19 protein-coding genes are annotated in these 19532 nt (G+C 70.1%); 6 read left to right on the top strand and 13 right to left on the bottom strand.

All coding sequences use genetic code 11. The features are described 5' to 3' along the window. Nucleotides 1-44: 44 nt before the first annotated feature. On the bottom strand, nucleotides 45-1154 hold the full coding sequence (locus tag FHU39_RS08170; protein ID WP_183319888.1) for a DNA glycosylase AlkZ-like family protein: 1110 nt from the start codon (nucleotides 1152-1154) through the stop codon (nucleotides 45-47). 66 nt (nucleotides 1155-1220) lie between these two features. Between FHU39_RS08170 and FHU39_RS08165 the strand changes: the two genes are divergently transcribed. The 4 genes from FHU39_RS08165 to FHU39_RS08150 all read left to right on the top strand — a co-directional run bounded on the left by FHU39_RS08165 (nucleotide 1221) and on the right by FHU39_RS08150 (nucleotide 5634). Then, nucleotides 1221-1937: a DsbA family oxidoreductase gene (locus FHU39_RS08165; protein ID WP_183319887.1), complete on the top strand. Its 717-nt coding sequence runs from the start codon at nucleotides 1221-1223 to the stop codon at nucleotides 1935-1937. Nucleotides 1938-1982: 45 nt separating this feature from the next. Continuing rightward, entirely contained in the window at nucleotides 1983-3542 is a 1560-nt protein-coding gene (locus FHU39_RS08160; protein ID WP_183319886.1) for an FAD-dependent oxidoreductase, read from the top strand. A 63-nt stretch (nucleotides 3543-3605) separates the two neighbouring features. Continuing rightward, nucleotides 3606-4982: an MFS transporter gene (locus FHU39_RS08155; protein WP_343065784.1), complete on the top strand. Its 1377-nt coding sequence runs from the start codon at nucleotides 3606-3608 to the stop codon at nucleotides 4980-4982. 292 nt (nucleotides 4983-5274) lie between these two features. Then, nucleotides 5275-5634 (top strand): RNA polymerase-binding protein RbpA, encoded by a 360-nt coding sequence (locus FHU39_RS08150; RefSeq protein WP_183319885.1) that lies wholly within the window; start codon nucleotides 5275-5277, stop codon nucleotides 5632-5634. Between the two features lie 66 nt (nucleotides 5635-5700). On the opposite strand, the gene FHU39_RS08145 is transcribed toward FHU39_RS08150, so the two are convergent. The 3 genes from FHU39_RS08145 to lnt are packed head-to-tail and all read right to left on the bottom strand — an operon-like array spanning nucleotide 5701 to nucleotide 8580. Next, nucleotides 5701-6201, bottom strand: coding sequence for an FxsA family protein (locus FHU39_RS08145; RefSeq protein ID WP_183319884.1), 501 nt, complete (start codon nucleotides 6199-6201; stop codon nucleotides 5701-5703). Beyond that, nucleotides 6198-6992, bottom strand: coding sequence for a polyprenol monophosphomannose synthase (locus tag FHU39_RS08140; RefSeq protein WP_221185177.1), 795 nt, complete (start codon nucleotides 6990-6992; stop codon nucleotides 6198-6200). Before FHU39_RS08140 ends, FHU39_RS08145 begins: the two co-directional genes overlap by 4 nt. Beyond that, nucleotides 6985-8580, bottom strand: coding sequence for an apolipoprotein N-acyltransferase (gene lnt, locus FHU39_RS08135; protein WP_183319883.1), 1596 nt, complete (start codon nucleotides 8578-8580; stop codon nucleotides 6985-6987). The genes FHU39_RS08140 and lnt overlap by 8 nt, the downstream gene beginning before the upstream one ends. Nucleotides 8581-8921: 341 nt before the next feature. Here lnt and ybaK point away from each other — a divergent pair, with 341 nt between their 5' ends. Beyond that, a complete protein-coding gene (gene ybaK / locus FHU39_RS08130) occupies nucleotides 8922-9434 on the top strand; it encodes a Cys-tRNA(Pro) deacylase (protein WP_343065783.1) in 513 nt (170 codons plus the stop codon). A gap of 12 nt (nucleotides 9435-9446) precedes the next feature. On the opposite strand, the gene FHU39_RS08125 is transcribed toward ybaK, so the two are convergent. Together FHU39_RS08125 and FHU39_RS08120 are read right to left on the bottom strand one after the other, a co-directional pair. Continuing rightward, nucleotides 9447-10346: a LysR family transcriptional regulator gene (locus FHU39_RS08125; protein WP_183319881.1), complete on the bottom strand. Its 900-nt coding sequence runs from the start codon at nucleotides 10344-10346 to the stop codon at nucleotides 9447-9449. A 72-nt stretch (nucleotides 10347-10418) separates the two neighbouring features. Then, nucleotides 10419-10862, bottom strand: coding sequence for an Lrp/AsnC family transcriptional regulator (locus FHU39_RS08120; protein ID WP_183319880.1), 444 nt, complete (start codon nucleotides 10860-10862; stop codon nucleotides 10419-10421). Between the two features lie 86 nt (nucleotides 10863-10948). Between FHU39_RS08120 and FHU39_RS08115 the strand changes: the two genes are divergently transcribed. Continuing rightward, complete coding sequence (locus FHU39_RS08115) at nucleotides 10949-11878, top strand: 5'-3' exonuclease (RefSeq protein ID WP_246336184.1); 930 nt, start codon at nucleotides 10949-10951, stop codon at nucleotides 11876-11878. 563 nt (nucleotides 11879-12441) lie between these two features. On the opposite strand, the gene FHU39_RS08110 is transcribed toward FHU39_RS08115, so the two are convergent. The 7 genes from FHU39_RS08110 to FHU39_RS08080 are packed head-to-tail and all read right to left on the bottom strand — an operon-like array spanning nucleotide 12442 to nucleotide 19476. Continuing rightward, a complete protein-coding gene (locus tag FHU39_RS08110) occupies nucleotides 12442-12990 on the bottom strand; it encodes a PH domain-containing protein (RefSeq protein WP_183319879.1) in 549 nt (182 codons plus the stop codon). A gap of 57 nt (nucleotides 12991-13047) precedes the next feature. Further along, nucleotides 13048-15846 (bottom strand): DEAD/DEAH box helicase, encoded by a 2799-nt coding sequence (locus FHU39_RS08105; protein WP_183319878.1) that lies wholly within the window; start codon nucleotides 15844-15846, stop codon nucleotides 13048-13050. A gap of 4 nt (nucleotides 15847-15850) precedes the next feature. After that, nucleotides 15851-16699 carry a twin-arginine translocase subunit TatC gene (tatC, locus tag FHU39_RS08100; protein ID WP_246336183.1) on the bottom strand — a complete coding sequence of 283 codons (849 nt, stop codon included), beginning with the start codon at nucleotides 16697-16699 and terminating at the stop codon, nucleotides 15851-15853. 45 nt (nucleotides 16700-16744) lie between these two features. Then, complete coding sequence (gene tatA / locus FHU39_RS08095) at nucleotides 16745-17161, bottom strand: Sec-independent protein translocase subunit TatA (RefSeq protein ID WP_183319877.1); 417 nt, start codon at nucleotides 17159-17161, stop codon at nucleotides 16745-16747. Between the two features lie 47 nt (nucleotides 17162-17208). Then, entirely contained in the window at nucleotides 17209-17532 is a 324-nt protein-coding gene (locus FHU39_RS08090) for a hypothetical protein (RefSeq protein WP_183319876.1), read from the bottom strand. Between the two features lie 4 nt (nucleotides 17533-17536). Further along, nucleotides 17537-18505 carry a helix-turn-helix transcriptional regulator gene (locus tag FHU39_RS08085; RefSeq protein ID WP_183319875.1) on the bottom strand — a complete coding sequence of 323 codons (969 nt, stop codon included), beginning with the start codon at nucleotides 18503-18505 and terminating at the stop codon, nucleotides 17537-17539. Continuing rightward, nucleotides 18505-19476, bottom strand: a complete 972-nt coding sequence (locus FHU39_RS08080; protein ID WP_183319874.1) for a helix-turn-helix transcriptional regulator — start codon at nucleotides 19474-19476, stop codon at nucleotides 18505-18507. Before FHU39_RS08080 ends, FHU39_RS08085 begins: the two co-directional genes overlap by 1 nt. Nucleotides 19477-19532: the final 56 nt, after the last annotated feature.

Raw genomic sequence — 19532 nt, 5'->3', positions numbered from 1 at the left:
CAACCGTATCGGTTATCCGGTGACCCTCAGGAACGGATCCACAGCTATCCGCGCCTCACGACCAGGCCCAGGAGCCCCGCGAGCGCGGCGATCTCGCGGTCGACGTTGCGCCGCAACGTGCCCGAGAACTCTTCGTCCTCGTGTATGGCGTGCACGACCAGTGCTCCGCGTTCCCGCTCGGCGGTGGCGTCCACCTTCCCCACCAGCCTGTCCCCCGACAGGATCGGCAACGCGTAATAGCCCCAGCGACGCTTCGCCTTCGGTTTGTACATCTCGAGCTGGTAATCGAATTCGAAGATCTCGGCCATCCGTTTCCGGTCGAAGATCAGCCGGTCCAGCGGCGACAACAGCGTCGTGCGTCCACGGAACGACCGATCCAGCTGGTCGGGGTCGACGCACCACTTCCCGCGGACCCCTTCGATCACCGCGGGCTCTCCGGGCGGCTCGATGTCCTTGCGGACGATGCCGGCCAGGTCGTGGACCTTCGGCCGCATCAGGCCTATCGCGTGCAAGGAACGCCGTGCGCGCTCGCGCAGCGCGTCCTCGATCGGCACCGTGTCGGTCTCGGGGTAGACGCGCTCGGCCAGGTCCCACACCCGTTCTCCGCGCTCACCTCGAGCGGCGACCGCCACCTCTCCCCGGCTCTCCATGAAGTCGATCAGCCGCACGACGTTCTGGTTGTTGGTCCAGCCGGTCGAGCGCCACGGCACTTCACAGGTGTCGTCGAAGGCGGCCGCGGGCAGCGGGGCCTCCTCCGTGAGACGGTCCAGGATGTCGCGGCGGCACAGGTCGTTGGCCTCCACCCACTCGGCGACCGACTCCTGCCACTCCAGGCGGGGATGCTCGCCCCAGTCGTCGAGTTCGGCACGGTAGAGCCGGATGTCGTCGGCCGCCATCACCTGGCCGCGCAGCTCGATCACCTCACGCGACTCGAAGAGATCGTCCAGCCCGCCGAGCCGGTATGCCGACCCGAGCCTGCTCCAGCACACCAGTTCCGGGCTGGGAGCGACGGCGGCGGTCAGATCCACCTGGATCGAGCCGAGGTCCCGCACGACGTCCAGCAGGTCGGTCGGCCGCGGAGCGGCCAGCAGCTGCGCCCGCACCGCGATGCGGCGCGCCTGCTCCCGGGTCAGCCGATGCGGTCGTTCGCTCACTCCCGGCACGCTAGTGCACGCCACCGACCGCGGAATGCCGCCGCCAGGAACATCGTTGCGTCATACATGAAGGTTGACATCTGGTCCGACGTCGCATGCCCCTGGTGCTTCATCGGCAAGCGCCGTTTCGAAGCCGGGCTGCGCGACTTCGCGCACGCCGACGAGGTCGAAATCACCTGGCACAGTTATCAGCTGGATCCGTCACTGCCCGAGCACTACGACGGCTCCGAGGTCGACTACCTGGCCGAGCGCAAGGGTATGCCGCGCGACCAGGTCCGTCAGATGTTCGGCCACGTCACGACCCAGGCCGCCGGCGAGGGACTGCACTACGACTTCGACAAGCTGGTGGTCGCCAACAGTCTGCGCGCGCACCACCTGTTGCACCTGGCCGCGCAGCGCGGCGTCGCGGATGCGGTCAAGGAAGACCTGCTGAGTGAGCACTTCGAGAAGGGCGCCGACATCGGCGACCCGGACGTGCTCGTCGCGATCGGGCAGCGGCACGGTTTGCAGTCGGCGGACGTCGTCACCGCGCTCGACGATCCGCAGGTCCGCGCCGAGGTCGAGCAGGACTTCGCCCAAGCGCGCGCCTACGGCATACAGGGCGTGCCGTTCTTCGTCCTGGACGGGAAGTACGGCGTCTCCGGTGCCCAGCCGGCCGCGACGTTCACCGCCGCGCTGGACCAGGCCTGGAGCGAGTCGCACCCGCTGGTGATGCAGGGTGCCGAGGGCGCCGTGTGCGGACCGGACGGGTGTGCGGTGCCGGCGCCGGACACCACCGAGTGATCCGAGCAGGGCAACGGGAAACGGTGCTGCGGCGTCCTATCGGACATGACGGCAATCACTCGACGTAGCGCACTGACCCTGACCGGCAGCGGCTTGGTGGTCGCCCTCGCGGGCTGCAACAGCTCCCAGCCCCCGGTCACCTCGACATCGGCGGGAACGTCCACGTCGGGCTCCGGCGGCGCCGGGACTCCGACCGCACGGTCCAGCAGCAGCGTCGCCACACCGAGCGCCTCCGCCAGCAGCCCGACGACCCATGCGGCGGTGCACAAACCGACCACGCAGGAGTGGGTCGACTTCGCACACACCGTGCAGGGTCCGGTCGACCTGCCCGGCAGCGGACCCTACAACCGCACCAAACTCGTCTTCGACACCCGCTACGACAGCAACAGGCCGGCGGCCGTCATGGTCGTCGAACGCACCGCGGACGTCGCCCGCGCGATGCACTTCGCGGCGCAGCACGGCCTGCAGATCGCACCACGCGGCGGCGGCCACTCCTACGTCGGCGCGTCCGCGGCGAACGGCACCCTGGTGCTCGACATGCGGCCGATGGACGGAATCAGCTACCGGGCGTCGGACCGGACGGTCGCGGTCGGCACCGGTGCCACGTTGTATGCCGTGAAGAAGTACCTCGCAGCCCGCGGCCGCGCCATACCGACCGGCACCTGCCCCACGGTGGGCGTCGCCGGACTGACCCTCGGCGGCGGCCTGGGCGTGGAGTCGCGCGCACACGGCCTGACCGCGGACCGGCTGACCGCAGCCCAGCTCGTCCTCCCGGACGGTCGCACCGTGACCGCGGACCGCACCCATCACGCCGACATCTTCTGGGCGCTGCGCGGCGGAGGCGGCGGCAACCTCGGCCTGGTCACCAGCATGCGGTTCGCCACCCATGCGGCCGGCGGCCAGGGCATCTTTACCCTCACCTTCCCCGGCAGCTCCGCGGTGCGGGTGATGACCGGCTGGGCCCAGTGGATCCGCACCGCCGCCCGGTCCCGGTGGGCCGGAGTACACGTCGACGCGATCGGCGGCGGGAACCTGCACGTCAGCATCCTCGGCGTCACCAACAGCGGGGACGAACGCGCCGCCGCCGCGTCCCTGCTCGCGGCGGTCGGGGTCACCCCGACCGCCACCAAGTACCAGCAGTTCAGCTACCTGGACGCGGCCCTCTACCTCGGCGGCGGCTCGACCTCGCAGCGGCAGGGCTTCACCGCCGGCAGCGACGTGCTCGCCTCCGTCAGCACCGCGGCGGCCACGGCGATCGAGGCCGCCGTCATCGCCCGGTCGCACACCGGCCGCCCCGGCAGCGCCCTGCTCGACCCGCTCACCGGCGCCGTCTCCGACCCCGGCGGCGCAGCGACCGCGTTCCCGTGGCGCAACCATCTCGCGTCCGTGCAGTGGTATGCCGGTGGCACCGGTTACGCCGCGGCGCAGAGCTGGATCGCCGACGCCCACCGCCGGTTGGGCGCCCACTCGGTCGGTGGCTACGTCAACTACCTGGAGACCGGACAGCCCGCTAAGCGCTACTACGCGGGAAACCTGGCCAAGCTGGCGCGGCTGCGGCACCGGTACGACCCGGCGCGGCGACTGCACAGCGGCCTCGTCGTGTAACGGACCGGCGCGCCGCAGGTGATTCGCACCCGCCTGTCGCATTGATGTGCCACAGTGTCGCGCGTGAGCCTGCTGCGAACGCGTGTGGAGCAAGTCTCCGGTCCCGACCAGCAGCGTCTGCAGCGCAGCTGGTACTGGTACGACTGGGCGGCCGCCTCCTACGTGACGGTCACCGCGGCGGTCCTCTTCTCGCCATACCTGACCTCGATCGCCAACAAGGTGGCGTGCCCCGACCAGGCCAGCGACGTCGCGTGCAACAACAACCTGCACGTCCTGGGGATCGGTGTCGCCCCCGGATCGCTGGTCCCCTACATCCTCACCGTGTCCACGATCATCTCCGCGGTCGTGCTGATCTTCGTCGGCGCCGTGGTCGACAGGTCGACGCACCCGCTGCGCTACCTCGCCGGGTTCACGTATGTCGGGGCCGGTGCCGCGGCCGCCATGGTCGCGATCGGCAGCACCGACTGGCAGCTCGGGGTCATCCTCGCGATCATCGCCAACCTCTGCCTGGGCGCAGCACTGATCGTCTACTCGGCGATCATGATCCGGATCACCCCGCCCGACGACCGCGACTACGTGTCCGCGCGCGGCTGGGCCTACGGCTACCTCGGCGGCGGCAGCCTCCTCGCCGCCACCCTGGTGCTGCTGGTCGTGCACGGCGCGCTCGGGCTCGACAAGGCCGGCGCGGTGCGGGTCGCCTTCCTCGCCGCGGGCATCTGGTGGGGACTGTTCGCGATCATCCCGCTGCGCGGACTGCGCAGCCTGTCCGGCAGCCGCCCGGAGCAACCGCAGGACCGCATCGGCGGCCTGAAACAGCTCCGCAAGACTTTCGTATCCCTGCAGCACTACCCGCAGACCAAACGGTTCCTGCTCGCCTACCTGTTCTACAACGACGGCATGCAGACCGTCATCGCCTCGGCCAGCCTCTACGGCAGCAAACAGCTGAAGTTCAGTGACAGTGAGCTGGTGGTCACGATCCTGCTGGTCCAGATCGTCGCGTTCTTCGGTGCCATGGCGTTCGCCCGGCTCGCCGCACGGCACGGCGCGCACCGGATGATCTACTCCAGCCTGTTCCTGTGGACCCTCGTGGTCTGCCTGGCCTGCCTGGTGCCCGAGCGTCAGCTGGCGCTGTGGCTGATCCTGGCCAGCGGCATCGGGCTGGTGATGGGCGGCAGCCAGTCGCTGTCCCGCTCCCTCTACAGCGGCCTCGTCCCGGCCGGCCGGGAGTCGGAATTCTTCAGCCTCTACCAGGCGATGGAGCGTGGCACCAGTTGGCTGGGCACGCTCGTCTTCGGCCTGGTCTTCCAGTGGTTCCGGGACTACCGCTACTCGATCGTGGCGTTGATCATCTTCTTCGGCGTCGGTGCCGTGTTGCTGCGCGGGGTGAAGGTCCGCGACGGCATCATCGAGGCCGGCAACACCCCGCCGCAGGTGGTATGACGCCGCGGCGTCATACCTCAGAAGTGATCTTGGTCACGTCGTGCCGGAATTCGATGTGACAATTCTGCGGGTTTCCGGCATGGTGTGAGCGCGCAAGACGTATCATTCGCAACCTTTGCCGGTCGTGCGGCGTCTTGAAGATGACGGTAGTCGACCGAGCGTGCGGCCCCGAGCAGTGATTGCTCGGGAACACCAGGCCCCGACCGACCGTTGCACGACATAGATCGCCGAGACGGATCGACCCGAGGGGGGACGGTCTCGGACGGCCCGATACGAGAGAGAAGTGATGGTCATGGCAGAGCGTTCCCTGCGAGGCACCAACCTCAGCACCTTGTCGCTGGAGACCGAGGACGGCATCGCCTTCAGCGAGCGGCAGATCGTGCGCTACGTGTGCCCGCAGGGGCACGTGAGCGAGCTGCCGTTCTCGGTCGAGGCCGATGTTCCCGGCCTGTGGGAGTGCCGTTGCGGTGCCGAGGCCAAGTTGCAGGACGGCCCGGAGCCGGAGCGCAAGCCGGTGAAGCCGCAGCGCACCCACTGGGACATGCTGCTGGAGCGCCGCTCCATCCCCGAGCTCGAGGAGCTGCTGCAGGAGCGGCTGACGCTGCTGCGCGCCTCCCGCGGCGAGAAGCCGCGCCGCAAGCGCTCCGCCTGAGTTCGGCATACCACCAAGTAAGGGAGCCGACCGGATGCCCGGTCGGCTCCCTTACTGTGTCCGCGGTCAGTGCCCCTTGGGGTCCTCGTCGATGACCTCGGCCTCGATCACCTCGGGGTCGCCCTGGCGGAAGTCGGCGCGGGTGGCGGTGTAGTCGACGACGCGCACCGCTCCCCCGCCCAGCCGGCGGCCGACCACCACCTGCACGATGCGCCGGGAGACCGAACGCATCCCCGGCAGGATGAGGATCAGCCCCAGCAGCGAGGTCACGAAACCGGGGATCAGCAGCAGGATGCCGCCGACCAGCGCCTGCGGGGCGTCCGCGACCTCCTTCGCCGGCGGGCGGCGTTCGGCCATCGCGGCACGCAGCTCCCGGGTGGCACCCACCGAGGCGCGTTTGATGACCACCAGGCCGACACAGAAGCAGGCGGCCAGGGCGAGCAGCGTCCACCAGCCGATCACGTGCCAGACCAGGACGATCACGACGACTTCGATGATCGGCAGGCACAGCGCGATCGCGAAGAGCAGCCGGGCCCAGAACGGTGCGCGGCGCGGGACGGTCGTCATGGTCTTTCCTTCGATCGGTGCACGAGGTGTTCACCTATGGAACGAATCTGACCGCGCCGGTACTCCCAACCCCACCGGCTGATGTTCAGCAGCGACTCCCGGGCGATGTCCGGGTTCATCTTGGACTGCCCGATCTCGCGCTCCACGAAGGTGATCGGCACCTCCACCACCCGCAGGCCGGCGCGGATGGCGCGCCAGGTCAGGTCGGCCTGGAAGCAGTAGCCGTAGGAGTCGACGCCGTCCAGGCCGATCGTCCGCAGCGCGTCGGACCGGTAGACGCGGAAACCCGCCGTGGCGTCGTTGACCGGCATACCGAGCAGGGTCTTGACGTAGATGTTGCCGCCGACGCTGAGCGCCTTGCGGTGCAGCGGCCAGTTGACGACCTTCCCGCCGCGGATCCAGCGTGAGCCGATGACCACGTCGGCCTCGGCCGCCGCGGCAAGCAGTGCGGGCAGCCGCTCGGGCGGGTGCGATCCGTCGGCGTCGATCTCGATCAGCGCGTCGTAACCACGCTCCAGCCCCCAGGCGAAGCCGGCGAGATAGGCCTTCCCGAGGCCCTCCTTGCCGGCCCGGTGCATCACCTCGACCCGCTCGTCCGCCGCGGCCAGCTCGTCGGCGACCTCACCGGTGCCGTCCGGTGAGTTGTCCTCCAGCACCAGCACGTCCGCGTCCGGGACGCTGTCGCGGATGCGGCGCACGATGAGCGGAAGGTTCTCCCGCTCGTTGTAGGTGGGGACGAGGATCAGGATCTTCGTGAGGGCAGGGCGGTCGTGGGTTGCGGGCTCAGACAAGCTCTCGGACTTCCTCGGGACTGACAGAACGGCGGCGGGACGAGCGGTTGCCCCCGACCGCCGCGGCACACAGCAGCAACGCGGCCGCGCAGCCGAGCCATTCGGGCACCGGGCCGACCCGTACCGCGAGCGTCTCGCCCGTGCGCAGCGGCAGCGCCGCGGACAGCGCGGCAGGGGTGAACAGGCTGGTCTTGTCGTGCACCACCCCGTCGGGGGTGATCAGCCCGCTCACCCCGACCGTCGAGATGTGCACGATCGACCGGCCGAGTTCGATCGCCCGCACCCGCGAGATGGCCAGCTGCTGCTCGGATTCGGCGGTGTAGCCGAACGTGGCGTTGTTGGTCTGCACCGCCAGCAGTTGCGCCCCGTCCTTGACCGGGTTGCGGGTCAGCGAGTCGTAGGCGACCTCGAAGCAGATGATTGGCGCGACCTGCACGACACCGTCGCTCTTCGTCGGGATCCGGAACAGGCCGGTCTTGTGCCCGGCGGCGAAGTTGCCCGCCAGGTCGACGGTCTTGGTGAAGTGCCGGAAGAACGAGCGGTAGGGCATGTACTCCGCGAACGGCACCGGGTGTTGCTTGACGTAGCGGGCGACGATGCCCTTGTCCGGAAGGTAGAGCAACGAGGTGTTGCTGGTCTGCGGTGCGGGTTCCTGCAGCACGGCACCGACGATGAGCGGGACGCCGATCCGGTCGACCGTCCGGACGATCTCGGTGCCGGCGTCGGCGTTGCGGGTGGGGTCGATGTCGGAGGAGTTCTCCGGCCAGATCACCAGGGCCGGCTCGGGCATCGTGCCCGCCTTGATCGCCGCGGCCGCCTTGTCGGTCTCCTTGACGTGGTGGTCCAGGACCGCGCGGCGCTGTGCGTTGAAGTCCAGCCCGGCCGTCGGCACGTTGCCCTGTATGGCGAGCACCTGCAGCTTCTTGCCGCTGGTCGGTGTCGGGTAGGCGGCGGCGATACCGAGCACGGCCAGCCCGGCCACCACCGGCCACAGCCGCGGGAGTATGGCGCGCGCCGGCGGCATACCCCGGCGGACCCGGTCGATCGCCAACGCCAGCCAGCCGCCGAGCAGTGCCACGACGAAGGTCAACCCGGGGGCGCCGAAGATCGACGCCAGGTGCGCCAGCGGCGATCCCGCGGTCGTCCAGGCGAGCCGCGCCCAGGGGAAGCCGCCGAACGGCATCGAGTCCCGGACCGCCTCCTGGAGCACCCACAGCAGGGCGACCGCGAGCGGCCGCACGTGCGGGCCGTCCGCGGGCGACAGCCACTGCGGCAGGCGTTCCCATCGGCGGGCCGACTGCACCAGTGAGCAGGCTGCGGCCATCAGCGCGATGTAGACCGACTCGGTGATCGCCAGCGCGAGCCACGGCACGGCGCCGACGTAGGTGCCGGCCCAGTGCAGCGTCGGCCCGAAGCAGGCGAACCCGCCGACCAGGCCGAGCAGGAAACCGGCGCGCGCCCGAACCCCCTTGGTCGCCAACGCCAGGAGGGCCACGCCGAGGATGGCGGCCGGCCAGATGGCGGGGCCGGGGAACGACAGCCACAGACAGAGTCCACCCGCGACGGCGAGGGTGAGGCGGACGATCACGCGACAACCCTATATGGGCCGGATGTGGCGACGGTCAACGATCGCGCCCGTGGGAAGGCGTCGTAGATGGGCCCTCTCGTCGTTGGGACCAATACACGCGGGCGATGCCAGCACGTGCACGTTTTCTACTAGACGAGGGGCCCATCTACGCACCGTCAGTTCGTGGTCCCGCGGCGGGCGAGCCCGAACGATGCAACAGGAATTTACCCGTCGTTCAGGCTGTGTCAACAGTCCCCTGACCTGCGCAAATGCGCGTTTGCGCAGGTCAGCGCGGGTGCCCGTACTCAGAACTTTTTCAGGCTGACCCGGCGTGTCGTGCGAAACACGCCGCGCGCGATGATGTGGGCGTGACGTCACGCCGTGCCAGGGCCTCCTCCGGGACCCCCGCTCTCGACCTGCTGACCGGGTCGGGTGCGTCGTTCCGCGTCCACGAGTTCGAGCACGACCGGGGTGCCGCGTCGTTTGGCATGGAGGCCGCAGAGGTGTTGGGCGTTGCCCCGGAGCGGGTGTTCAAGACGCTGGTCGCGCAGACCGACCGGGCGGCCGACAAGGGTCTGGTCGTCGCTGCGGTCCCGGTCGACAAGCAGTTGGACCTGAAGGCGCTCGCTCGCGAACTGGGTTGCAAGCGTGCTGCGTTGGCCGATCCCGCGGTCGCCGAGCGGACGACCGGTTATCTGGTCGGCGGCATCAGCCCCCTCGGTCAGAAGCGGGCGCTGCGCACCGTCGTGGACGAGTCGGCGCTGTCCTGCGAGACGGTCCTGGTGAGCGGCGGACGACGGGGGCTGGACGTCGAACTGGCTCCGGCCGACCTGTTGCGGCTGACCGACGCGAGCGCTGCGTCCATCGCGCGGTGACGCACCCGGGCGTCAGCGCAGCCAGTCGTTGTCGGCGGCGTGCGTGCGGGCGACCTGGACGAACCTGTCGACGACCGGGGCGTGCGGACCGGCGGGCAGGACGAGCGCGACGGCGACATACTCCTCGTCGGTCAGCGGGATCCAGGTGAGGCTGCGCGGCAGTCCCTCCGCCGAGGACCGGCCGACCAGTTCGCTGCCGCCGCAGGTGAGGAAACCATGGCTGAGGTCGAACGCGATGTCACGTTCGAGCAGGTCCGGCTGCAACCCGCGAGTGGTGAACAGGCCGACGATGAAGTCGTAATGGGACGGGTTCGCGCTGCGCGGGTGCAGCACGACCGGGAAGCCGGCCACCGCCGCCAGGTCGACCACGTCCCGGCGGGTCAGCGGGTGGGAGTCGGGCACGATCACGCCGAGCGGGTCGCGCCGCAGGGGGTCCAGCCGGATGCCGTCCCCGGGTTCCGGCGCGCGAGCGATGCCGGCGTCCGCCCTGCCGCTGCCGACGGCCTGCACCACCTGCGGGCTGGGCAGCACCTCGGTCGTCACGGTGATGCTCGGGTAGGAGTCGTGCAGGGCTTCGACGAGGCGTGGTGCGGTGTCGTGGCCGGCGCTCAACGGGTAGGCCAGGCGGAGTGTGCCGGTCTCCCCGCGACCGGCATACCGGGCGGCCTCCCAGGCCTGCTGCAGACCGGACAGGGCTGCCGGACCCCGGTCGGCAAGGGCTTGTCCCGCCTCGGTGAGCGACACCGCGCGGGTGCTGCGCCGCAGCAGTTGCACCCCGAGCTGTGACTCCAGCGCGCGGATCTGGGCGCTGAGGGAAGGCTGCGCGATGTGCAACCGGGCGGCGGCCCGGGTGAAGTTCAACTCGTCGGCCACCGCCAGGAAGTAGTGGAGCAACCGGCTCTCTGGCTCCATCCTTCCGACCGTACCCCACGCATTGATAGCCACCGGCTCTCAAAGCTCCCGGTGCTCGCCCGCCGACGCGGGTCACTCGGACAGCGGGGTGCGGTCCTCCCACGGCGTGCTGAGCACCACCGTGGTGCGGGTGGTGACCGAGGCGGCCGCACGGATCTCGCCCAGCAACACCTCCAACTCCCCCGGTCCGCCGATGCGGACCTTGAGCACGTAGTTCTCGTCACCGGCGACCGAGAAGCACGACTCGATGGCGGTCAGATGGCGCAGCCGGTCGGGTATGTCGTCGGGCGCTGACGGGTCGAACGGCGTCACCGAGATGAGCGCCGTCATCGGCATACCGGCAGCTTCGTGGTCGATCACGGCCCGGTAGCCGCGGATCACCCCGCGTTCCTCCAGGCGTCGGACCCGCTGGTGCACGGCAGAGGTCGACAGCCCGGTGGCCTTACCCAGGTCGGTGTAGCTGAGCCGCCCGTCCTGGGCGAGCAGGGACGCGATCCGCCTGTCGAGTTCCTCCATGTCCGCACTGTAGAGCAGGTGCCTGCCGGGGTCCGGCAAGGTGGGCTCGGGCCCGGCCGGTGCCGCGCTCGTGCCAGCATGTGTTCATGCAGCGACGTCTCATGCTTCTGGACTCGGCGAGTCTGTACTTCCGTGCGTTCTACGGTGTGCCGGATCGTCGCGCGACCCCGGATGCGTTGCCGAACAACGCGATTCGCGGTTTCCTCGACATGATCGCCACGTTGGTCACGGACCATGCGCCGACCGAGCTGGTCGCGTGCTGGGACAACGACTGGCGTCCCGCGTTCCGGGTCGAGGCGATCCCGTCATACAAGACGCACCGCATGGTGGAGGGCACCGACGGCGTCGAGGAGTCGCCGGAGAACCTCACCCCGCAGGTGCCGGTCATCGTCGACGTGCTGGCCGCGATCGGGCTGACCCGCCTGGGGATCGATGGCTATGAGGCCGATGACGTGATCGGCACCCTCACGGTCGGCGCGCACGGCCGGGCGCAGGTCGACGTCGTGACCGGAGACCGGGACCTGTTCCAGTTGGTCGACGACCAGCAGAGCGTGCGGGTGCTCTACACCGCCAAGGGCGGCGTCCGGGCGCCGGATGTCGTCGACGAGGCCTACCTGGAACGCAAGTACGCGGTGGGTTCGGGGGCCGCGTATGCCGACATGGCCGTGCTGCGCGGTGACAGCAGCGACGGGCTGCCTGGCGTCGCGGGGATCGGCGAGAAGACCGCCGCGACCCTGATCGGCCGGTATGGCTACCTGGCGGCGCTACGCGCTGCCATCGACTCCGGCGACCCGGCACTGAAGGGTGCCCAACGGACGCGGCTGGAGGCGGCCGGCGACTACCTCGACGCCGCGCCGCGCGTGGTCGAGGTCGTCAAGGACATCCCGCTGCCCGCCGACTTCAGCGCTGCCCTGCCGACGGAGATCGCGGATCCCGGTGTGCTGCAACGGCTTACCGAGGAGCATGACCTGACCACGCCCGTCGCCCGGGTGCTCAAGGCGCTGCAGTTGGACTAGCCGGCCCGGTGGTCGCGGTCGGGTGCGCGCGGACGGCGCTCACGGGTCGCCCCTGGGGGGACCTATGCACGCGAAACCGGCCCCGCGCCGCGCGCGGGTCGCCCCTGGGGGGACCTGTGCACGCGACACCGGGTCCGCACCGTTCACGGGCCGCCCCTGGGGGGACCTATGCACGCGAAACCGGGCCCGCGCCGCTCACGGGCCGCCCCTGGGGGGACCTATGCACGCGGCACCGGGCCCGCGCCGCTCACGGGCCGCCCCCGGGGAGACCTACGCACGCGACACCGGGCTCGCGCCGCGCGCGGGTCGCCCCCGGGGAGACCTACGCACGCGACACCGGGTCCGCACCGTTCACGCCTCGCCCCTGGGGGGACCTATGCACGCGAAACCGGGCTCGCACCGCTCACGGGCCGCCCCTGGGGGGACCTATGCACGCGAAACCGGCACCGCACCGCTCACGCCTCGCCCCTGGGGGGACCTGTGCACGCGAAACCCGGTCCGCACCGCTCACGGGCCGCCCCTGGGGGGGACCTGTGCACGCGAAACCGGCCCGCACTCCCCCCTCAGCGGCCGCGCTGCGACCTCGGGTCGTTCGGGGGGAACGTGCCGTCGTCGTCGCCGCCGTCGTCCTGGTGGTAGAGCAGTTCGTTCAGGCGCACCTGCACGTCCTCGACGTGCGGCACGTCGTGCAGCCGGACCCCCGCTTGTTCGCTGGCGTCACTGATGACGAGCGTGCCGCACCCGAAGATCCGGTCGAGCAACGACTTCTCGTAGGACACGTCGTTGATCCGGTAGAGCGGTATGTCGCGGCCCGACTTGTTGACGATGCCGCGGCGGGTGATCAGCCGGCGGTTGGTGATGACGTAGATGGTGGTGAGCCAGCGCAGGATCGGCAGCAGGACGAACGCGCACAGGACGATGAGCGCGACGACCCACAGCGCGAGGGTCGCCCAACCCGACCAGCCCTTGTCACTGAACCAGATCGAGCCCGCCAGGGCGATCACGATCGTCACGACCGCGATCAGCAAGGGGAAGAAGATCTCCTTGATGTGCGTGCGCAGCTCCAGGTCGATCTGCTCGCCGCGTGCGAGGTGCTTTGCCGAGAACGCCATAGCGGCATCCTGCCATGTACGTCGCGCGAAGAGGCGCTCGAAGCGCCGGAGGCGCCGCTAATCCAGCCGGTCGGCGGCGACCACACCGCGCATGACCTTGTCGATCGCGGTGCGTGCGGTGCGCCGCATGGCGTCGTGCCGCGTGGCCTCGGCGATCTGGTCCAGCAGGTCGACCACCTGCTTGCACCGGCGGACGAAGTCACCGGCCGACAGCTCGCTGTCGTGCAGCACCGTCTCGAGGCGGCCGCCGCTCGCCCAGCGGTGCATCACCCACACCATTCCCGCGTCGAGGTCGCCCATCGGGGTGAGCCCGAGCCGCCGCTGCGACTCCTGCAGCCCGCGGGTGATGTCCTGCATCTCGGCCAGCGCGTCCTTGGTCAGATCACCCGGGATCTTCGGTGCCGAGTCCCCGTCGTCCCGCCGCGCCTCGTAGACCAGCGCGGACACCACGGCTGCCAGTGAGGGCGCGTCCAGCCGGCGCCATACGTCGTGCTCGAGGCACTCGGCGGCCAGCAGATCCTTCTCCGCGTAGATGCGCTGCAACACGCGCCCGCGGTCGGTGACCTTGGCTCCCTCTGCGTCGAGGTAACCGAGCTCGGCCAGCAGGTCGCAGATGTGGTCGAAGGTGCGCGCCACCGAGTGTGTGCGGCGGTCCACCTGGCGTTGCAGCCCGTCGGTCTCGCGGCGCAGCTTCCACCACCGCTCGGCCCAGCGCGCGTGCTGCTCCCGGTAGGGGCAGTCGTGGCACGGGTGACGGTGCAGTGCCTGCCGGACGCGCTCGATCTCGGCGCTCGAATCCTCGTCGGCCTCGGCCGATTGCGCCCGCAACTCCGCGGGGCTGGGCGGTGGCTCGTCGCGGATCTTGTTCCGCATCGTCGACGCGAGGTCGCGGCGAGCACGCGGCGACCGGCTCTGGAACATCCGCGGGATCGCGATGTGTCCTGCTGGTATGACGGCGTCCGGCACGTCGTGTTCGCCGATCCGGCGCAGTTGCCCGTCGCCGTTGACGACGGTGACCGCGTCCTCGGCGCGCTTGCCGCGTGACGCCGGTATGACGACGGCCCAGCCGGATCGCCGCCCCTCGGGGACCCGGATGATGTCGCCGGGCTGCAACTCCTGCAGCGACACCGCTGCCGCTGCGCGCCGGCTGGCCGACCGCCGCTTCGCCGCGTCCTTCTCCAGATCGCTGAGTTCTCTTCGCAACGCAGCGTATTCGGCGAATTCGCCGAGGTGACAGCGCATCGCCTCGGCATACCCCTCGAGGGCCTCCTCGTTGCGATGTATGGCGCCAGCGGCGCCGACCACCGACCGGTCCGCCTGGAACTGCGCGAACGACTGCTCGAGCACCTGCCCGGCCCGCCACCGGCCGACCCGGTCGACCAGGTTGACCGCCATGTTGGAGGTGGGCACGAACGACGAGCGCAACGGGTAGGTGCGGGTGGACGCCAGCCCGGCCACCTCGTGCGGGTCGACGGTGGGCGCCCACAGCACGACCGCGTGCCCCTCGTAGTCGATGCCGCGCCGCCCCGCGCGGCCGGTCAGCTGGGTGTATTCGGCGGCGGTGATGTCGGCGTGGGTCTCGCCGTTGTACTTCACCAGCCGCTCGAGCACGACGGTGCGGGCCGGCATGTTGATGCCGAGCGCCAACGTCTCCGTCGCGAACACTGCCTTGATGGTGCCGTCGGTGAAGAGTTCCTCCACGATCTCCCGGAAGGTCGGCAGCATCCCGGCGTGGTGCGCCGCGAAGCCGCGGCTGAGCCCCTCGACGAAGTCGTAGTAGCCCAGCACCGCCAGGTCCTCCTCCGGCAGCGTCGCCACGCGTTCCTCGACGAGGCGGCGGACCCGCTCGGCCTCCTTGTCGGGGATGAGGCGGGTGCCCCAGGCGAGCAGCTGCGAGACGGCGCCCTCGCAGCCGACCCGGCTGAAGATGAAGGTGATCGCCGGGAGCAGCCCGTCCCGGTCGAGTGCCTCGATGACCTGCGGCCGGCTGGGTCCGCGGCTCGGCCGGCCGCCCCGGACCTGCCCACGGTCCTGACCCCCGCGGATCCGGCCACGACGTCCCCGGGGCGCGCCGGCGTCCTCCCGCCGACCGTGCCGCTGGTCCCGACGGTCGCGGTTGAGCTGCTCGATCCGTTGCAGCAGATGGGGATTCACCCGCAACTGCTCGCGGCCGTCGTCGACGAACAGGTCCATCAGCGCCGGCCCGACCATCATCTGCTGCCACAGCGGCACGGGGCGGTGCTCCTCGACGATCACCGCGGTGTCGCCGCGGACCTCGCGCAGCCAGTCCCCGAACTCCTCGGCGTTGCTGACCGTCGCCGACAGCGAGATCAGTTGCACCGACGGCGCGAGCATGACGATGACCTCTTCCCAGACCGCGCCGCGGAACCGGTCGGCCAGGTAGTGCACCTCGTCCATCACGACGAAGCCGAGCTTGTCGAGCGTCGAGGAGCCGGCGTAGATCATGTTGCGCAGCACCTCGGTGGTCATCACCACGATGGGCGCCTCGCCGTTGATCGACGAGTCCCCTGTCAGCAGACCGACGTTCGCCGCTCCGTGTCGTGCCGCGAGGTCGGCGTACTTCTGGTTGGACAGCGCCTTGATGGGCGTGGTGTAGAAGGTCTTGCGCCCGGTGTGCAACGCGAGGTAGGCAGCGAACTCCCCCACGATCGTCTTGCCCGCCCCGGTCGGGGCGGCGACCAGCACACCACGCCCGGACTGCACGGCCTCGATGCCGCGGCGCTGGAAGTCGTCGAACCCGAAGTCGTATCCCTCGGCGAAGCGGTCGATGTGTGTCGAGTCGAACCCGCCCCGTCGGGCGGTGGAGTGCGCTTGGTCTTCTACGGATTCCGCCATGTCGTCAGAGTTGTGACTTCTCGTCGTCGGGGATGTCGAGCCACTCGGAGCGTGCCTTCTCCTCCCTGCCGGCGCGGCGCCGGTCGAGGTAGAGACACACGATGCAGGCACTGAAGTAGAGGATGATCATCGGCACCATCAGCGCGAGCATCGACCACGCGTCGGGAGACGGGCTCATGACCGCTGAGAAGACCGCGATGATCATGACGGCCACGCGCCAGCCCTTGAGCATGACGCGCCCCGGAAACACCCGGATCTGGTTGAGGCCGACCAGGAAGACCGGCAGCAGGAAGGCCAGGCCGAAGGCGACGATGAACTTCGTGACGAAACTGACGTACTTCTGCGCGTCGGTCAGGTTGTAGATCGGCGTGTGATCGGCGCCCTTGACCTGCGGGGTGCTGCCCATCAGGAAGTCGACCGCGTTGGTGATCGCGAAGTGCGAGACGTAGCAGCCCAGCGCGAACAGCGGGACGGCCGCGGCCATGAAGGCCACGCTGATGCGCTTCTCCTTCTTGGTCAGACCGGGCGCGAGGAACGCCCAGATCTCCCACAGCCAGATCGGGCTGGCGAGGATGACACCGCTCCACAGCGAGATCTTCAGCTTGATGCTGAACGGCTCGGTCACCCCGCCGTTGCCGAAATTGAGTCCGACGACGGACAGATGGTGCCGGGCCTGCACGGTCCGCAGCGGCGACTCGACCCAGCCGTAGATCGTGTCGTAGTAGATCCACGCGACGATCGCACCGATGACGATGGCGATGGCCGCGATGAGGGCACGCCGACGAAACTCACGGAAGTGGTCGCCGAGGGACATCCGGGCCTCCGGATTGTCCTTCCGCCGCAATAGGGCCATGTGTCGTGTGTCGTCCTGCGCCGAAGGTCCCGTGCGGGACGGTGATCAGTTGCCGTTGCCGCCGGGGTTGTTCTGCTGCGGGTAACCCGCCGGGGTCTGCTGCTGCGGCTGACCCTGCTGCTGCGGTGGCTGGTAGCCGGCGTTGGGCTGTTGCTGCTGGTAGCCCTGCGGTGCCTGCTGCTGGTAACCCTGCGGCGGCTGCTGACCCTGCTGCGGGTAGGGCGTGGCTCCGGGGACCGGCGCCTCACCGGGGGCGCTGCCCGCCGGGGGCTGGGTCTGGCCGGGCACCGTCTGGCCCGCGGCGGAGCTCTTGTGGTCGTCGTCGCCCAGCTCGCTCTTCAGGATGCGCGCCGAACGTCCGAGGCTGCGTGCGGCATCGGGCAGCTTCTTCCAGCCGAAGAGGATGACCACGATGAGCACGAGGATGAGGATGTGCCACGGCTCGAGGGCTCCACGAAACATAACTAGCTCCTGTTGGTTGGGCGCGGGAGGTGCATCCCGCACCGTCATCACCACTCTACGTGATTGGCCCAGTCAGGGCGCCGCGCCTTCCTGCGCCTGTTGCGCTCGGCACGTTGCTCCGCCTTCAGGGCCGAGCGGTGTCTGCGCAATTCTGCCGGATCACGCAGCACTGCGAGGTCATCGACACTCTGCAACTGGTCCTCGAGTTCGCCGATCCGGGCCTCCACCTCCGCCAGCCGTTCCTGTGCCACGGCGAGCTCGGAGCCGAGCTGTTTGAGGGGCGTCCACAGGCGCCAGAGGCGCCAGCCGACATACACGGTCCCGAGGATCGCAAGCAGCAGCCACAGCAGCACCCACTGCCACCAGTGCACGGACCTACTCCTGCTCGTATGCCGCCAGCGCGGCGCGGGCGCCGTCGGCGACCTCGTCGCGCAGCGAGGTGGGCTCGACCACCCGCGCCGACCCGCCCAGGCGCCACATCAGCTGCCGCAGCCAGCGCAGGTCGGCGGTGCGGAACGACACCGTCAGCACCCCGTCGGCGCCCCGCTGCACGTCGCCCGCCGGGTAGTAGTCAATGACCCAGGCGGCGTCCGGCTGCAACTCGATGACGGCGCTCAGGTCGTCCGGGCCGGGAGTGAACAGCCCGGAGTCGAGGTCGCGCGGCCGGGCATCGGTGGGCGGCGTGCCGTCCTCGTCCAGCACCAGCACCGACGCGACGCGGTCGAGCCGGAAGAGACGCACGTCCTGGGCGCGGTGGCACCAGCCCTCGAGGTACCAGTTGCCGTCCAGGGACAGCACCCGCATCGGGTCCACGTCACGCTCGGTCGTCTCGTCCCGGGACGGCACGACGTACTCCAGGTGCAGCCGCCGGTGCGCCGCCACGGCGGCGCGCATGGTGGTGAGCGTGTCGGAGGGCACCTCGTCCTCCAGTGCGATGCGGACCCGGTCGGTGGCGGCGCCCAGGTCGCCCGTGGCCTCGACGAGCTTCGCCAGGGCCCGGTCCACCGCGTCGCGCTCGTCCAGTCCCGGGACCGCGGCCAGCGTGCGCAGCCCGACGATGAGCGCGGTGGCCTCGTCGAGCCCGAGCCGGAGCGGCCGGGCGATGGTGTCTGCGTTGCGCAGGAAGACCCGGCCCTGCTCCCATTCGGCCTCGATGAGGTCGTCGGGCATGTGCCCGGGCGTGCCGCAGACGAACAGCAGCGCGAGATCCGCCTCCACCTGCTGGGTCGACACCCCGAGCTCCTCGGCGGCTTCGGCGATGTCGATGCCCTGGCGGTTGACCAGCCACGGCACCATCGTGAGCAGTCGGCCCAGGCGGGCGGTCGCGCTCTCCGGTGCGGCCATCAGGCGGCTCCGTTCCGGTCCAGGGCGCCGCGCAGCCGGCGCACCACCGCGTCGACCAGGCGGGGCGGCGAGACGACCTGCACGGCCGGCCCGAAACCGGCGATCTCGTCGGCGAGTGCCCCGGTGTCGGTGTAGGCGAGGGTCAGCCGGGTGAGGTCGCCCTCCGGCGCCGCCCCGCGCGCCCGGCGGCGCAGCGTGTTGCCCGCGCCCTTCTGCACCAGCACCACGGCCTCCTCGGGCGGCGTCTCCGGGCCGTCGATCATCTCGATCGGGTCGTGGTCGGGCGGCACGTCATACGCGCCCGGCTTGCCGACCCGCTTGACCGCGCCGTCGATCCGGCCGAGCCGGAAGACCCGGGGCGCCTCCCGGTCCAGGTCGAATCCCGTGACGTACCAGCGGCCGTGCCAGTTGGCGACGTTCCACGGCTGCAGCCGCCGCTGACCCGCCTCGCCGCCGGCCTTGCGGTAGCCGAAGCTGATCGCCTGGCGGCGCAGCACCGCGTCCTTGACGGTGTTGAACGCCGGCTCGGTGGTGTGGATGCGCGGCTCGAGCCCCACGACGGAGTTGGCGTCGCGCTCCACCTCGGCGGCCTCCAGCTTGCGCAGTGCGGTCGCAGCCGCGCCGGCGAGGCTGGCCTGCTGCCAGGTCCGGCTGGCCAGGCCGAGCACCGCGAACTCGTCCGGCTCGAACGACAGCTCCGGCAGCGCGTATTCGCGGCGGTCGATGCGGTAGCCGGTCTCGTCGTCGAAGAACGCGTCGATCGGCTCCATCCGCAGCGGGATCCCCAGCTCGCGAAGCTCGTCCTTGTCACGCTCGAACATCCGGTCGAACGCCTCGTCGGAGGCCGCCTCGCCATACTGCGGCACCGCATCGCGGATGCGCGCCTTCGACAACGGCTGACGGGTGTAGAGCAGGCAGATCACCAGGTTGAGCAGCCGCTCGGTCTTCGCGGCGGGTGACGGGGAGGCCATGGATACGACGCTATCTCATGTGCGGACGGATGTACGACACCGAACCCGGCCGTCAC

This window comes from Flexivirga oryzae (assembly GCF_014190805.1).
GTDB classification, from domain to species: Bacteria; Actinomycetota; Actinomycetes; order Actinomycetales; family Dermatophilaceae; genus Flexivirga; species Flexivirga oryzae.
The sequence above is the reverse complement of the archived record's forward strand: the minus strand, read 5'-3'. Positions and strand labels throughout refer to the sequence as shown.